Source organism: Thermococcus aciditolerans (genome assembly GCF_008152015.1).
GTDB lineage: Archaea > Methanobacteriota_B > Thermococci > Thermococcales > Thermococcaceae > Thermococcus > Thermococcus celericrescens.
Genome location: NZ_CP041932.1, coordinates 2,018,335 through 2,032,729, shown reverse-complemented (window position 1 = coordinate 2,032,729; position 14,395 = coordinate 2,018,335). Strand labels below are relative to the sequence as shown.

Annotated in this window: 15 protein-coding genes and 1 pseudogene; 6 read left to right on the top strand and 10 right to left on the bottom strand. The window is 57.2% G+C overall.

The genetic code is table 11. The annotated features are described in order from the left end of the window. Nucleotides 1–146: 146 nt before the first annotated feature. A pseudogene (locus FPV09_RS12260) lies at nucleotides 147–1,160 on the bottom strand (DEAD/DEAH box helicase); the annotation flags it as partial. Nucleotides 1,161–1,232: 72 nt separating this feature from the next. Between FPV09_RS12260 and FPV09_RS11125 the strand changes: the two are divergent. Further along, entirely contained in the window at nucleotides 1,233–1,796 is a 564-nt protein-coding gene (locus FPV09_RS11125; RefSeq protein ID WP_148883449.1) for a globin family protein, read from the top strand. A 5-nt stretch (nucleotides 1,797–1,801) separates the two neighbouring features. Here the strand turns inward: FPV09_RS11125 and FPV09_RS11120 are convergent, their stop codons facing one another. From FPV09_RS11120 to FPV09_RS11100, 5 genes are all read right to left on the bottom strand, one after another. Continuing rightward, complete coding sequence (locus tag FPV09_RS11120; RefSeq protein WP_148883448.1) at nucleotides 1,802–2,782, bottom strand: ABC transporter ATP-binding protein; 981 nt, start codon at nucleotides 2,780–2,782, stop codon at nucleotides 1,802–1,804. 9 nt (nucleotides 2,783–2,791) lie between these two features. Next, nucleotides 2,792–3,772 carry an ABC transporter ATP-binding protein gene (locus tag FPV09_RS11115; RefSeq protein WP_148883447.1) on the bottom strand — a complete coding sequence of 327 codons (981 nt, stop codon included), beginning with the start codon at nucleotides 3,770–3,772 and terminating at the stop codon, nucleotides 2,792–2,794. Then, complete coding sequence (locus tag FPV09_RS11110; protein WP_148883446.1) at nucleotides 3,765–4,943, bottom strand: ABC transporter permease; 1,179 nt, start codon at nucleotides 4,941–4,943, stop codon at nucleotides 3,765–3,767. The genes FPV09_RS11115 and FPV09_RS11110 overlap by 8 nt, the downstream gene beginning before the upstream one ends. Nucleotides 4,944–4,958: 15 nt before the next feature. After that, entirely contained in the window at nucleotides 4,959–5,960 is a 1,002-nt protein-coding gene (locus FPV09_RS11105) for an ABC transporter permease (protein WP_148883445.1), read from the bottom strand. A gap of 80 nt (nucleotides 5,961–6,040) precedes the next feature. After that, the gene (locus tag FPV09_RS11100; RefSeq protein WP_148883444.1) at nucleotides 6,041–8,230 is read right to left on the bottom strand and encodes an ABC transporter substrate-binding protein; all 2,190 of its coding nucleotides are present in this window, start codon (nucleotides 8,228–8,230) and stop codon (nucleotides 6,041–6,043) included. A gap of 226 nt (nucleotides 8,231–8,456) precedes the next feature. On the opposite strand from FPV09_RS11100, the gene FPV09_RS11095 reads away from it, so the two are divergent. Next, nucleotides 8,457–8,702 carry an Lrp/AsnC family transcriptional regulator gene (locus FPV09_RS11095; protein ID WP_014789277.1) on the top strand — a complete coding sequence of 82 codons (246 nt, stop codon included), beginning with the start codon at nucleotides 8,457–8,459 and terminating at the stop codon, nucleotides 8,700–8,702. On the opposite strand, the gene FPV09_RS11090 is transcribed toward FPV09_RS11095, so the two are convergent. Beyond that, a complete protein-coding gene (locus FPV09_RS11090; RefSeq protein WP_058938710.1) occupies nucleotides 8,703–9,050 on the bottom strand; it encodes a signal recognition particle protein Srp19 in 348 nt (115 codons plus the stop codon). It abuts the gene before it with no gap. A 48-nt stretch (nucleotides 9,051–9,098) separates the two neighbouring features. Between FPV09_RS11090 and FPV09_RS11085 the strand changes: the two genes are divergently transcribed. Continuing rightward, nucleotides 9,099–9,746: a DUF257 family protein gene (locus FPV09_RS11085; RefSeq protein WP_245610418.1), complete on the top strand. Its 648-nt coding sequence runs from the start codon at nucleotides 9,099–9,101 to the stop codon at nucleotides 9,744–9,746. After that, nucleotides 9,727–10,488 carry a tRNA (adenine-N1)-methyltransferase gene (locus FPV09_RS11080; protein ID WP_148883861.1) on the top strand — a complete coding sequence of 254 codons (762 nt, stop codon included), beginning with the start codon at nucleotides 9,727–9,729 and terminating at the stop codon, nucleotides 10,486–10,488. The genes FPV09_RS11085 and FPV09_RS11080 overlap by 20 nt, the downstream gene beginning before the upstream one ends. On the opposite strand, the gene FPV09_RS11075 is transcribed toward FPV09_RS11080, so the two are convergent. After that, complete coding sequence (locus FPV09_RS11075) at nucleotides 10,475–10,699, bottom strand: hypothetical protein (RefSeq protein ID WP_148883443.1); 225 nt, start codon at nucleotides 10,697–10,699, stop codon at nucleotides 10,475–10,477. The genes FPV09_RS11080 and FPV09_RS11075 overlap by 14 nt on opposite strands. Nucleotides 10,700–10,901: 202 nt before the next feature. Here FPV09_RS11075 and FPV09_RS11070 point away from each other — a divergent pair, with 202 nt between their 5' ends. Then, nucleotides 10,902–11,735, top strand: coding sequence for a sulfide/dihydroorotate dehydrogenase-like FAD/NAD-binding protein (locus tag FPV09_RS11070; protein WP_246112349.1), 834 nt, complete (start codon nucleotides 10,902–10,904; stop codon nucleotides 11,733–11,735). Next, a complete protein-coding gene (gltA, locus tag FPV09_RS11065) occupies nucleotides 11,735–13,177 on the top strand; it encodes an NADPH-dependent glutamate synthase (protein ID WP_148883441.1) in 1,443 nt (480 codons plus the stop codon). Before FPV09_RS11070 ends, gltA begins: the two co-directional genes overlap by 1 nt. Nucleotides 13,178–13,433: 256 nt before the next feature. On the opposite strand, the gene FPV09_RS11060 is transcribed toward gltA, so the two are convergent. Together FPV09_RS11060 and gcvH are read right to left on the bottom strand one after the other, a co-directional pair. Beyond that, entirely contained in the window at nucleotides 13,434–13,775 is a 342-nt protein-coding gene (locus tag FPV09_RS11060; RefSeq protein WP_139681345.1) for a DUF7132 family protein, read from the bottom strand. A 46-nt stretch (nucleotides 13,776–13,821) separates the two neighbouring features. Beyond that, nucleotides 13,822–14,226: a glycine cleavage system protein GcvH gene (gcvH, locus tag FPV09_RS11055; protein WP_148883860.1), complete on the bottom strand. Its 405-nt coding sequence runs from the start codon at nucleotides 14,224–14,226 to the stop codon at nucleotides 13,822–13,824. Between the last annotated feature and the right edge of the window lie 169 nt (nucleotides 14,227–14,395).

Here is a 14,395-nt window from a genome sequence, read left to right as displayed (position 1 = left end):
GTTCCTCTCGCTTTGATTACGAGCATTCTGCCCCTGTGGGGTCTTCTTAGCGGTGTTATGACTTTCTTAAAACGACCGCTGTGAGTCAGAACTTCATCCCCTTCTTCAAGCTCGCTTACTTTTTTAACGCCGTTTTTTGTGATTACCGGGGTCTCTGGATGCATGCACAGCGTTGGGGTGGCCGTTATTACCTTAACCAACCCCTCCCTGAATGCATCCTCTATCAGGGTCCTCTCAGCCCTGCTCAGGCCCGCGTGGTGGAATGCTACACCGCCCCGCAGCGCCCTCTTGAGCTTCTCCGTCGTAGGGTTGTCCTCGATAGAGGAAACTAGCTCGTCTAGCTGCCTGGTCTCCGGCTTCGTGAGAAGACGGGCTATCTTGGAGGACAGCGAGAGGGCCTCCTTCTCGGCAGAGCGGCGGGTGTTGACGAACACCAGCGCCTGCTTGCCCCTCTTGACCGCGTCAATTGCCAGACTCTCCCAGTTCTCAGGGTAGCGGTCTATTTTGCCGTCCTCCCAGAAGAGCTGCCCGATGTGAAATACCCCCTTCCTGAGCTGAACCGGGCGCCAGTCGCTCATAACCAGCGCAGCATCGAGCCACTCGGCGAGCTCCTCGGCGTTTCCAACGGTGGCACTCAAAGCCAGGATCTGCGCCCTGCCCAGCATGTGGCTGAGTATCATCTCGAGCGTGGCCCCCCTGTCGTAGGAGCCTATGAGGTGAACCTCGTCCGCCACGACCAGTTTGACGTCCCCGATCCAGTTGGAGCCGTGCCTCAGGAGGGAGTCGAACTTCTCGGCGGTGGCGATGATTACATCGTAACGCCCGAGCCACTCGTCGGTGGAGTCGTAGTCACCGGTCGTTGCAGCCACGCGGAGACCCAGAACCTCCCATTCCTTGAACTCGCGGTACTTCTCCTCCGCAAGGGCCTTCAGGGGGACGAGATAGACCGCCTTGCCCCCATCGCGGAGGAGCCTGTTGACCATGACTATCTCGCTCACAAGGGTCTTTCCGCTCGCCGTGGGAATGGCGAGTACAAGGTTTTTTCCCTCCAGGACGCCGCTCATCAGGGCCTCCGCCTGCGGCGGGTACAGTTCCTCTATTCCCCTCTCACGGATTATCCTCTTTATCCTCTCGTCCACTGGAAGCTCATCAACCCTCATAGCCCTCAGCTCCGGGACTATTCCTCCGGCGGTTTTATATGCTTATCCCACGTACTCAACGGGGGGAGAGGCATGAGGCTGAGGGTTCCCTACGTGCTCTTCGAGACAAGGACCGGGATGTACGGCGTGGACGCGTACTTTTCGCTGAGGGTGGAGAAACCCGAGAGGCGTGCAACGCTGATAAGAAAGGCCGAAGACCTCCAGCGGCTCGAGGCCAGACCTCAAGGGGCCCTGCTGGAAGAGGACTCCCTGAGGAGCTACCTGACTTCCCTTTTCGTGACCCTCTACGACCTCAGCGGCGAGAGGTTCAACGAGAGGGCACGGCACATGAGGCGCTGGAACATCTGGAGGATCATCGGCATACCAACCGGCCACCAGCGGCACGTGGACAGGGACGAGGAGCTGGCCAAGAAGAACCGGGAAGCCCTGCTGGCCCTGGCGATAATGAGGAAGGTCCTCGGGATAAAGAGTCCCGCGGAGCTCGGGGAAACTGTGGTGAAACCCCGGGGCTATGCAGTCCTCGAGTTTGAGGTGAACGGTGGGGAAGTCAGCGACCCCGTTTACAGGGAACTGTTCAAAATAGACTCCAACGCAGGAATGGCACTCCAATGGCTGAGAACGGAAAAGATAGAATAGAAAAATCATGCCTTTCCGTAGAGCCAGCAGGCGACGTAGTGGCCGTTCTCGACCTCCACCAGCGGGGGCTCTTTCTTGTCGCAGAGTCCCGCCTTGGCAAACGGACATCTCGGGTGGAAGCGGCATCCCTGGGGCGGGTTTATCGGGCTCGGCGGCTCCCCCTCAACCTTCATGCGCTTCGCCTTGAGCTCCCTCGACAGCTCCGGGTCGGGAACGGGTATGGCAGATAGCAGGAACTTGGTGTACGGGTGGAGGGGGTTTTCGAAGATCTCTTCCGCCGGCCCGACCTCAACGAGCTTTCCAAGGTACATAACGCCCATCCTGTGGCTCATGTACTTGACGACGCCAAGGTCGTGGCTGATGAACAGGTACGTGAAGCCGAACTCCCTCTGGAGGTCCTTGAGGGTGTTGAGGATGTTGGCCTGAACCGAAACGTCGAGGGCGGAGGTGGGCTCATCGAGGACTATGAACTCCGGCCTGAGGGCCAGCAGTCTGGCGAGGGCTATTCTCTGCCTCTGACCGCCGCTGAACTCGTGGGGATAGCGGTAGAGGTGCATCTCGTTGAGGCCGACGCTTTCCAGGAGCCTTATCACGAACTCCTCGGGGTCATCAACGGGTATCTTGTGGAAGCGGACGGGCTCCATGATGACCTCGAAGACCGTCTGCCGGGGGTTGAGTGAGGAGTAGGGGTCCTGGAACATGATCTGGGCCTTCCTGCGGAACCACTTCATCTCCTCGCCCTTGAGCTTCGTGACGTCCTTGCCCTGGAAGATGATTTGACCGCTGGTGGGTTCGATGAGGCGGAGGATGGTCCTTCCGGTGGTGGTTTTTCCACAGCCGCTCTCTCCGACGAGACCGAAGGTTTCACCCCGGTTTATCGTGAAGCTGACGTCGTCAACGGCCTTGACGTAGCCCTCAGTTCTGAAAAGGCCTCTGATGGGGAAATACTTCTTGAGGTTTTTAACTTCGAGTATCGGCTCGCTCATGGTATCACCTCAGTAAAGGTGGCACGCCACGAAGTGACCGGGCTCTATCTCCTTCAGCTCGGGGACCCTATCCTTGCAGACGCCCATGACCCTCGGGCACCTCGGGTGGAAGCGGCATCCTCCGGGCGGCTCTATCAGGTTGGGAACCGTTCCCGGGATGGTCTCGAGCCGGTCTATCTTGGCCAGCGGGTTGGGAACTGCCCTAAGGAGACCCTGCGTGTACGGGTGAAGCGGGTTCTTGAATATCTGGTCAACGGAGCCTATCTCGACTATTTTACCCGCGTACATGACCGCCACACGGTCGGCCATCTCGGCGACCACTCCCATGTTGTGGGTGATGAGTATCACGGTGGTGTTGTACTCGCGCTTGAGCTTGTTCATCAGCTCGAGTATTTGAGCCTGGACCGTGACGTCGAGGGCGGTCGTTGGCTCGTCAGCGATGAGTATCTTGGGGTTGTTGGCGACGCCCGTTCCGATGACGACACGCTGTTTCATTCCTCCGCTCATCTCGTGGGGGTAGTTCTTTACCCTGTTCTCCGGGTCGGGGATGAGAACACGGCGGAGAATATCAACGGCCTTCTTAAAGCCCTCTTTCCAGTCCTTGACTGTGTTGTGAACCACCATTCCCTCGGCTATCTGATACCCCACCGTGTAGAGCGGGTCGAGGGAGGCGTGGGGGTCCTGGAAGATGTAGGCTATCTCCTTGCCCCTTATGTCCCTTATCTCCTCAGTGCTCAGCTTTAGTAGATCGACGATCGAACCATCCTCCCTGTGGTAGATCACGCTGCCCTCCACGATCTTTCCGGGGCTCTCGATGAGCTGGGTGAGGGCGCGCGAGGTGACGCTCTTTCCACAGCCGGTTTCACCGACGAGCGCGAAGGTCTCGCCCCTGTAGACGTCGAAGGAAACCCTTTCGATGGCCTTAACTATTCCAGCGTAGGTGTAAAAGTGGACGGTCAGGTCGCGAACCTCAAGGATCGGCTCAGGCATTGCTCTCACCCTCCTTCTTGGCCTTCTTAACCTTGAACTCTATGCTCCTCCTCGTCTTCGGGTCGAGGATGTCCCTCATCGTGTCACCGAGGAGGTTCCATCCGAGGGCCACGAGCATGATCATGAAGCCCGAGAACGTAACGAGCCACCAGTGCTCCGGGAAGTACTGGGAGCCGTCGTAGACTATCCTACCCCAGTCGGCTATTGGCGGCGTTGCACCAAGGCCGAGGAAGCTCAGGCCGGCCTCCATGAGGATGACGCCTCCAAAGTCGAGGGTTATGTAAACTAGTATCGGGCCGATAATGTTGGGCAGGATGTGCCTGAACATTATCGTTCTGGAGCTGAGTCCTATGGCGCGGGCGGCTTCAACGTAGAGGCTCTCCCTCTCGGTGAGGGTCGAACCGCGTGTTATCCTGGCGTATGCCGGCCACCAGACTATGATCATGGCGAGTATGACGGCGAGGAGCTTTCCGAGGTTGCCGGCGTCCTGAGGTTCAAGCGCGAAGAGCCACAGCACGAAGCTCTGGACGGACTCATGGGTGGAGATGAAGTTCTGAAGCCTCTGCGGGAGCACGGCGGAGAAGGCCATGGCGAGGATGAGCGCCGGGAAGGCCAGGAACACATCGGTGATGCGCATGACGAGCTCGTCAACCTTGCCGCCGTAGTACCCTGCGACGAGGCCCAGGATGATGCCCAGGGGCACACCGAGGACTATGACGACTATCGATATCACCAGGGAGACCCTGGCTCCGTAGAGGATGAGGCTGACGAGGTCCCTACCGAAGTTGTCCGCACCGAGCGTGTAGTGGATGTTCGTGGTGTACTGGATGATGTTGTCCCCCCTAAGCTCGGTAACGTTCAGGAAGTACGTCGAGCCGGGCGGGGCGAGGTAGGTGCTCATGTTGTAGTTGGTCGGGAAGAACCTGTAGTTCCACGTGGCGAGGCTGGGGCCGAATATGCCGAGGAGCACGAACATCAGCACGAGCGCCAGTCCTATGAGGCCCGGCGGGGAGCGGTTGAGGGCGTAGAGCATGAGCTTCCATTCTTCCATCTTGGAGCGGTTTTTCTTCTTCCAGTCCTTCTTGAATAGGCTTATGAAGCTTCCAAATCCCTCAACGAGCTTGTCGGAGAGCTTGTCAAGAATGTTTGATTTGTATTCTTCCCTGCCCATTTTATCACCCCAGCGTCAGTACCTCACCCTCGGGTCTATCAGGGCGTAAAGTATGTCCACGACGAGGTTCGTTATGAGGAATATCAGGGCGAAGATCATGGTTATGGCCACGACCGCGGGGAAGTCGAGGTTCCTGATTGAGTCGATGACGTAGGAACCCATTCCCGGGAGGCCGAACACCGTCTCGGTGATCGGAGTTCCGCCAAGGAGGCCTCCGAACTGAAGGCCGAGAACGGTAACTATCGGAACCATGGCGTTCTTGAGGGCGTGGCGGTAGATTCCCCTCTTGGGAACACCCTTGGCCTTGAGGAACCCAACGTAGTCGCTGCCTATGGCCTCAAGGAAGCTGTTCCTGACGAACCTGGCGAGAACGCCGGCACCCATGAATCCCAGCGTGAAGCCAGGGAGCCAGAGCCTGTGGAGGTGCTGGCTGAAGGTTGAGAGGTCCCCGGTGATGAGGGCGTCTATCATCGGGATGTGGGTTATCTGGTGCTCGGGCGGGGCCGGGAAGCCAGCGAGCGTTATCCAGTGAACCTCGACGAAGAACACGTATATGAGAAGGTAGCCCAGCCAGAAGACCGGCATTGAAACGCCGGTGAGGGCGAAGAACCTGATAACGGTGTCTACCCACGTGTTCCTCTTAAGGGCCGAGATTATACCAAGGGGAATACCTATTATCAGGATGAAGAAGAACGCCACCAATGCCAACTCAAACGTCACGGGGAAACGATCTCTTATATCGTCAAGGACGTAGTTGGACGTCCTCGGGTCGATTATGCTGTTCCGCGCCAGTCCGCTCACAAGGAACCAGTACTGGTCGTACCAGGGCTCGTCGAGGTGGTACTCCTTCTTTATCTGCTCCATGTACGCCTGACTCGCCTTCTCACCGCCAGCCCATGCCCTGGCAACGTCCGCAGGAATGACGTAGGCGATCAGAAAGACTATGAGGGTGACTCCGATGAGGGTGGGGATAAACGTGAGGAGCCTTCTTATTAGGAACTTCTTCAGGTTCGCCAATCCGATTCCCCCCTGTGCCGTTGACTTTATCCTTTAGATCTCCGCCAAAAACCACGAACAGAAAAAAAGAAAGATCAGAATCAGCTGACACTTACCTCGACGCTCGTAAACTCGGTGGCGCCGTAGAGGAACGGGCCAACCCAGTTGTCGGAGTCGAGGTAGTCCGGGACCCAGCCGACGATGTAAACGTCGTACTCGCCGTGCTCGGTCTTGTCAAGGTAGGTCGGCCAGTTGTAGCTGTTGATGGTAACCTGGAAGCCGAGCTGGCTCCAGACGTTCTGCAGGAGGGTCATGATCTTCTCACGGGCGCTGTTGCCCTCGTTGTAGATGAGCTCGATCTTGTACTTGGTCGGGTCAACGCCCGCCTGGTTGAGGAGCTGCTTGGCCTTGGCAAGGTTGTAGTTGTACTTGATTATTCCCTCCTCGGTGTAGCCCGGCCACGGCTTCGGTATCGGACCGTAGTTCCTGGCGAGAAGTCCCTGGTAAACGACCTGGGAGATCTGGTCGTACGGAACGGCGTAGGCCATGGCCTCCCTGACGAGCGGGTCGTTGAAGGGCTCCTTCTGGGTGTTGAAGACGAGGAAGGTCAGTATCGGCTGGAGGATGTCGGTCTTAACGACGGACTTGAAGCCCTGAAGCTCGAGGCCCTTAACCGTGTCCATCTTCTCGGGCGGTATGGCAACGACATCGGCGGTGCCGGTCTTGAACAGGTTGATCCTGGCCATGGCGTCGCTGTTGATGACGTAGATGACCCTCTTGTGGCCTGGGTTGGCGGTGGCGTTCCAGTAGTGCGGGTTGTACTCGAGGACTATGTAGGCGTCCTTCTGGTAGTCGGCGATGTAGAACGGTCCGGTTCCGACGGGCTTGTTGTGCATGAGCTGGTGGGTCGGGTCGCTCTTGCCCTCGCTCAGGTAGCTCCACCAGGCGCTCGGGTTGTGGCCGTTGTCGCTCGCCTGGAGGGCCTCCTGGTACTTGTCGCCGAGGAGGTACTCCATCGGGACGACGCTGAGGAACGGGTCGGCGAGTATTCCGAGAACCGGGGCGTACGGGGCCGGGAGAACGAGCTTGAAGACTCCAGCGGTCTCACCGCTGTAGCCGAAGAACTGCTTGAGCTCGTCGAGGCTCTTGACCTCGGTGCTCTTGCCGTTGAACTCAGCTATGAGCGGGTGCTCTTTGAGGTACTGGTCGAACTCGTCCTCGGTGATGGCGGCGGAGTTGTTAACGTCTATGAAGCTGTCAACCATCCAGCTGACGCTGTGACCGAGCCTCTCAACGCGGAGGAAGGTGAAGGCAACGTCGGTGGCGTCGATCGGGTAGGTCTTGTCGTCCCACGGGTCGTAGGCCTGGACACCGCCGCGGATGAGGAAGTACCACTCGGTACCGTCCTCGTTGTGGGCCCATGCAACGGCAAGGTCCGGGCTGACCTCTTCGGTCTCCTCCTTCCAGTAGGTGACGAGGGTGTCACCGACCTCGTGCCAAATCTCCCATCCGAAGGTCTCGTAGGTCATGGCCGGGTCAAAGCTCTCCGGCCAGCCAATGGTGGCTATGGTGTAGGTCTCGGGGTCGTTCTTGTAGTCCTTAATACCGATCTTGACGGAGGGGGCGTTCTGGTCCTCGCTCAGGAGGTCATAGCGCTCCGCGAGGGTCGGGTGGTAGTACCTGCCCTTGACCCAGTCCCAGTAAACACGGAGCTGCTTGTTCTGACCGAGGATAACCTCGGGGGCAAGCTTGTTTCCGAGCATGTAGACAGCTTTGAAGAGCTCGGTTCTTATGGTCGGGTCGGTCTGGCGCCTGGCGGCCACAACGAGGGCATCGACGTGCTCATCGCGGAAGAAGGCCGGATCGATGGCACCGAATCCCTGACCCTTCTCCATGAGGGTCTTGACGTCCGGGGTGTTGGCGGTGTCAACCTCGTACTCGACCTTTATGACCTTCCTGTCGCTCGGGATGTCAACGGTCGGGCTGGCACCCTTCGGGCCGACGACCACGACGCTCTTGTCGGTGACGACAACGTAGACGTCACCCATCTCCAGTATCCCGGGCTTTACCTCCGCGGGGGCCTGCGTCTGGGTGGTCGACTGGCTTGATGTCGTGGTGGTACCGCCGGAAGTCGCCTCAGAAGACGTGGTCTGGGTACCCGTCGGACTTCCCGTGGTGCTCTGCGGAATGGTGGTTGTCTCACCGCTACTTCCACCTATACAGCCGCTGGCTGCAACAGAAAAAACCACCAAAAAAACCACTAACAGGGCTATTGAACCCTTGACCTTCATTAATACCCACCCCTATACATTAAGGGCATATACCATAGGATTGATGAGGTAATAAATCTTTCGATACCACTTTTAGTGCCGTGTAAGCCTCTTAAGCGCACTATTGGTTACTTATAGGCAGCGTTCTCAATATGCAACTCCCCAAAGATATCCGAAAAAACTACGAAAAGCTTAAATGAGTTGGAGGGCTAGATAGAGACGTAAAGCCTTTCCGCGGTGATGAAAAATGGTTAGGTCGTACGTTTTACTGACCGTTGAGATTGGGAAAGTCGAGAGCGTCATAGAGGCGCTCAAACAGATTCCGGGCGTTACCAAGGCCGACGCCGTCACCGGCCCCTACGATGCTATAGTCCACATCGAGGCGAAGGACCTCGGCGAGCTCACCAGGAAGATACTCCACGACATACACAACATCGACGGCGTTATCGATACCACTACCGCCATAGTCGTAGAAATGGAAGAAGAGGAGTGATCACCTCTTTTTCTTCCCGGATTTGCGTTTCTTCTTGCCCCGGGGCTTAACCTGGGTCTTTCTGATTTCCCTGATCTTCTGCCCAAGCATCCTCAGGGATTTGCCCTTAGGGTGCCTGCTCTCGATTCGGAGCATTCCCCTGAGCCTGTACTCATCGTCGAGACCTGCCAGCCGGGGGTTGAGTTTCTCCTCATCGAGCTCGATCACCTTCATCCCGAGGGCCAGCGCGGCATCGGCTATCTCCTGAACCTTCGGTCCGTCGATGGCAAGTTCCCTGCTCACAGCCCTCCCGTAGCGCCTGCTGAGCCTTGCGTCGAGCTCGCTGGGCCACACCACGAACTTTCTCATCTTCCCACCTGACAAGATTTAAAAGAAGTGTCATTAAAAACCCTTTTGGTGAGTCGCGTGGACATCCCCATCTTCGAGAAGTACATCTTCGGCAAGGCCAACCGGGGAGACGTTATTCTGCTCGAGTACGCCCCCACGTATCCAGTGGAAGAGTTCTCGTGGGGCGTCCTTCTGCCGGCACTCGTTGAGAGGGACGGGGTCGTCGTGGCAGATTTCTTCGGCATTGGGGGTATTCTCTTCAGAAACTACACCCGAAAGGTCTCCGGAAAGGAGTACTCGGGAGTGATAGAACTCATTAAAAAAATAAAGGTCGTGAAGATTGGCCCCGGCTCCACCAGCTACGGCGACGTTATAGGGGAGGTGGTTCCGGCCTACGATTCACACACGTTCCTGAAGAACTACTACACCATCGTCAGCAGGATAAGCCATTCCCCCACAAAGCCGGAGTACTTCATCACCTTCGGGCTCGGCCACTACATACACTTCGGTGGGGACGAGGCGATAAAGGCCATACTAACCGGCATCAGCACGATACCCCTGGAGGACTGGGTGGGGATACACTTTATAAACGCGGGCGTTCTGAGAAGTGAACACCTAGCGATGCTCGAGGAAATCGCCTCGATGGTGTTCCACATATCACGGGACGGCCTGAAAGTAAAAAAGGAAGGTGGAGCGATTGATCAGGGAAGGGGATAAGGTTCTGCTCATCGATAAGAGGGGCAAGCGCTACCTGGTGACGGTATCGGAGAGGGAGTTCCACACCGATCTGGGAATACTCAAGCTCGGCGAGCTCATAGGGAAGGAGTACGGCGAGACGATAGTCAGCCACCGAAACGAGGAGTTCAGGGTCCTCAAACCCGACATAAACGACATAATAGCCAAGATGAAGCGCGGACCGCAGATAGTCCACCCCAAGGACGCCGGCATAATACTCGCCTACGCTGGTATTTCCCCCGGCGATACGGTGATAGAGGCGGGCGTCGGGAGCGGCGCGCTCACGATATTCCTCGCCAACGCCGTCGGGCCAAACGGAAGGGTTATCAGCTACGAACGCCGCGAGGACTTCGCCAGGATAGCCCAGAAGAACATCGAGCTGGCTGGATTCTCGGACAGGGTAACCATAAAGCTCAAGAACATCTACGAGGGCATAGATGAAGAGCACGCCGACCACATAGTCCTCGACCTGCCTCAGCCAGAGAACGTCCTCCCTCACGCCGTTGAGGTTCTCAGACCCGGCGGCTACTTCGTGGCGTACACCCCGTGCATGAACCAGGTCCACAGATTCTTCCAGGCGTTTCAGGAGTACAAGGAGCACTTCTACAAACCGAGGGTCGTCGAGGTCCTCGTCAGGGAGCAGGAGGTAAAGAAGGAGTGCATGAGGCCGAAGACGACTATGCTGGCCCATACGGGATACATAACATTCATCAGGAAGCTGTGAGCCCTTCTTTTTCTCCAATCCCGCCGGTCTCTTCTGCGGTCTCGTCGAAAGTCATGTAGGCGAGTCCTCCAAAGAGCACGAGCCCCACGATACCCTGAATCACAGGGTTCCCTGGGAGCACCCTCAGGGCCGGAACGCTGCCGTAGATCACCGGCCAGAAGAGGGCGACTGCCGCCAGCAGTGTTGATATGTAATAAACGAGACGCTTCATAGCGTTACCCCCAACAGCCCTTTTTGCGAACGTTTTTTAATCTTTTCCCAGCACGCTCGAGGATCCTTCCGCTCAGCAAACCTTTGGTTAACAACATCTTTATAAACACCACAGGTTGCAAACCTTTAGATGACCAAGTTTGAACCTGTGTACGGAGGTGTTCATTGTGCCATACAAGATACTTGAAAAGAAAGAGATCGCCATGAGGAACATATGGTACAGGATCCACGCGCCTCATGTGGCTAAGAAGGTCCAGCCGGGACAGTTCGTCATAGTCAGGGCCTTCAAAAACGGGGAAAGGATCCCGCTCACACCCGTCATGTGGGACAGGGATGAGGGCTGGATAGTGCTCATAACGTTCATCAGGGGAAGGACCACCATGAGGATGGCCAACGAGCTGAAGCCGGGCGATGAGATACTGAACATCGCCGGCCCGCTCGGAAACCCGGCCGAGATGGAGAAGTTCGGAAAGATACTCGCCATCGGTGCCTACACCGGAATAGTCGAGGTTTATCCGATAGCCAAGGCCTGGCAGGAGCTCGGGAACGACGTTACGACGCTCCACGTCACCTTCGAGCCGATGGTCGTCCTCAAGGACGAGCTCGAGGAAGCCGTCGGCAGGCACATCCTTGAGACCGTCCCGATCGACCCGAACCTCGACTTCCCGACCAACATGAAGAACGTCACCAAGAGGCTGACTGAGAAGGTCAGGGAACTCCTCGAGAAGGAAGAGTACGACATGGTCTTCATGGTCGGCCCCGCCGGAGACCAGAGGGCCGTTTTCAACGTAGTCAAAGAGTTCGGCATCCCCATGAAGTCCGACCTCCACCCGATAATGGTGGATGGAACCGGAATGTGCGGCGCCTGCCGCGTCACCGTCGGCGGCGAGGTTAAGTTCGCCTGCATAGACGGGCCGGAGTTCGACGCGTACCAGGTGAACTGGGACGAGCTCATAGCGAGGAGCGGCTACTACACGGATATGGAGCAGAGGGCCATGCAGGAGTACATGAAGGCCCTCCAGGGGGGTGAGCAGTAATGGCGGTTAAGAGGAAGATCATCAAGGAGCGCGTTCCGACGCCGGAGATGCCGGCGGAGGAGCGTATTAAGAGCTTCGCGGAGGTTAACCTCGGTTACACCTTCGAGCTTGCCGTTAAGGAGGCCGAGCGCTGCCTCCAGTGCCCCTACAACTACGCGCCCTGTATAAAGGGCTGTCCCGTCCACATCGACATTCCAGGCTTCATAAGCAAGCTCGTCCAGTACCGCGACGATCCTGACAAGGCCGTTAAGGAGGCCCTCAACGTTATCTGGGCCTGCAACTCCCTTCCCGCCACCACCGGAAGGGTCTGCCCGCAGGAGGACCAGTGTGAGATGAACTGTGTCATGGGCAAGGTCGGTGACAAGATAAACATCGGAAAGCTCGAGAGGTTTGTGGCCGACTACGCCCGCGAGAAGGGCATAGACGAGGAGCTCCTCTTTGAGATAATCCCGAAGATTGAGAAGAAGGGCCAGAGTGTGGCCATCATCGGAGCCGGACCGGCAGGACTCACCGCCGCCGGCGAGCTCGCCAAGCTCGGCTACGACGTTACCATCTACGAGGCCCTTCACGAGGCGGGCGGAGTGCTCATGTACGGCATCCCCGAGTTCAGGCTGCCCAAGAGCATCGTCGAGAGCGAGATTGACAAGCTCAGGAAGCTCGGTGTCAAGATACTCACCGACCACGTCGTTGGAAGAACCGTCACCATCGAGGAGCTCCTGGAGGAGTACGACGCCGTCTTCATAGGCTCCGGTGCGGGAACCCCGAGGCTCATCAACGCGCCCGGCATAAACCTCAACGGAATCTACACCGCCAACGAGTTCCTCACGCGCGTGAACCTCATGAAGGCCTACCTGTTCCCAGAGTACGACACCCCCGTCAAGGTCGGCAAGAAGGTCGTCGTCATCGGTGCCGGAAACACCGCCATGGATGCCGCGAGGAGCGCGAGGCGCTTCGGTGCCGAGGTCACCATAGCCTACCGCCGCGGCCCGGAGGACGTCTCCGCCAGGGTTGAGGAGGTCCACCACGCCAAGGAGGAGGGCATAAAGTTCGAGTTCTACATCAACCCGGTCGAGTTCATCGGCGATGAGAACGGCAAGATCAAGGCGGTTAAGTTCGAGAAGATGAAGGCCCTCGACGAGAGGGACAGCAGGGGCAAGAGGAAGATAGTCGGAACAGGAGAATACGTGACTCTCGAAGCCGACACCGTCATCATAGCCATCGGAAAGCACCCCAACAGGCTCATCGTCAACACGCCGGGCCTCAAGGTCGAGCGCGGAAGGATAGTCGTTGACGAGAATCTCATGACCAGCATCCCAGGCGTCTTCGCCGGTGGAGACGCGATAAGGGGAGAGGCAACGGTTATCCTCGCCATGGGAGACGGAAGGATGGCCGCAAAGGCCATACACGAGTACCTCACGAAGAAGAGGGAAGGCAACGTCTGACCTCTCTTCCTTTCTCCTCAACTACCACCCCAGTAGTTAACTTCTGCCCCAGTAGTTGCGGTACGTTTTTCAACCCATAGCACGGATTTTCCTTGGCGATGAGGAGCCTCACGATAGCCGAAGGGTGACGAGGGGCATACTGGCCGAGCCGCTGGGTTTTTAACTTTCCCCTAGAAAACATTGAACGAGCGATGACGAACTCTAGGGTATCTGAGACTGCGCCTCGCGCAGCGGTGATGATGGTCAAAGCCTGAGCTCACTCCTCCTCCATCTCCTCGATTTCCTCGAGGATCTCCTCAAACTTCTTGAAGTCCTCCGTCTTAGCGAGCAGGGTGACGAACTCGTCTATCTCCTTCTTCTCCAAGATCGCCCCGGCAAGGAGCTTGCCGGTGTAGCGGTTGTTCTTTATTTCCCAGAACATGTAGAACTCGGGGAAATTCTCCTTTATCTTCCTGTAGGCGACACCGTACTTTGAATCCTTAAGCGGGTTCTGCTCGAGGTAGAAATGGCCCGGTTCAAGCTCGATCATGTGCAGAACAGCGCCCCTCTTCGTCCTTACGAGCTTTACCTTCACGTCCCACTCCTTGAGAACCTTCATGGCCAAACACCAGAAGGAATAGAGTAGAAAAGTATTAAAGCCTTGCTCAGAGGCTCTCAAGGTACTCAGCGTAAGCGCTGGCGTCCATAAGCTCCTTGAGCTCCTCGTCGAGGTTGCTCGGCTTGAGCTTGACTATCCAGTTCTCGTAGGGGTCCTCGTTGATGAGCTCCGGGCTGTCCTCGAGCTCGGCGTTGACCTCAGCGACCTCGCCGCTGACCGGGGCATAGACCTCGGAAACGGCCTTGACGCTCTCAAGCTCGCAGAGAACGTCGCCCTTGCTGAGCTCAGAGCCGACGTCTGGAAGCTCGACGTAGGCCAGGTCGCCGAGCTCCTTCTGGGCGTAGTCGCTTATTCCGACGAGGACCGTCCCGTCCTCAAGAACCTGGACCCACTCGTGGTCCTTCGTGTAGTAAAGGCCCTCCTTAACCCTGTATTCTCCGACTTCAATCATGAACATCACCGGTTCTCGTAGGAAGAGCAGAGATTTAAACCTTTCCATGAGTGAAGGATTCTGCATTCGCCGTTTTCACTTCGGCTGCACAAAGTTTCGGTGTTTCCCAAAGAACTCCGAACGAATTTCACAGATCTGGGCAATCCTTTGGCCAATTGCAAAAGCGTTA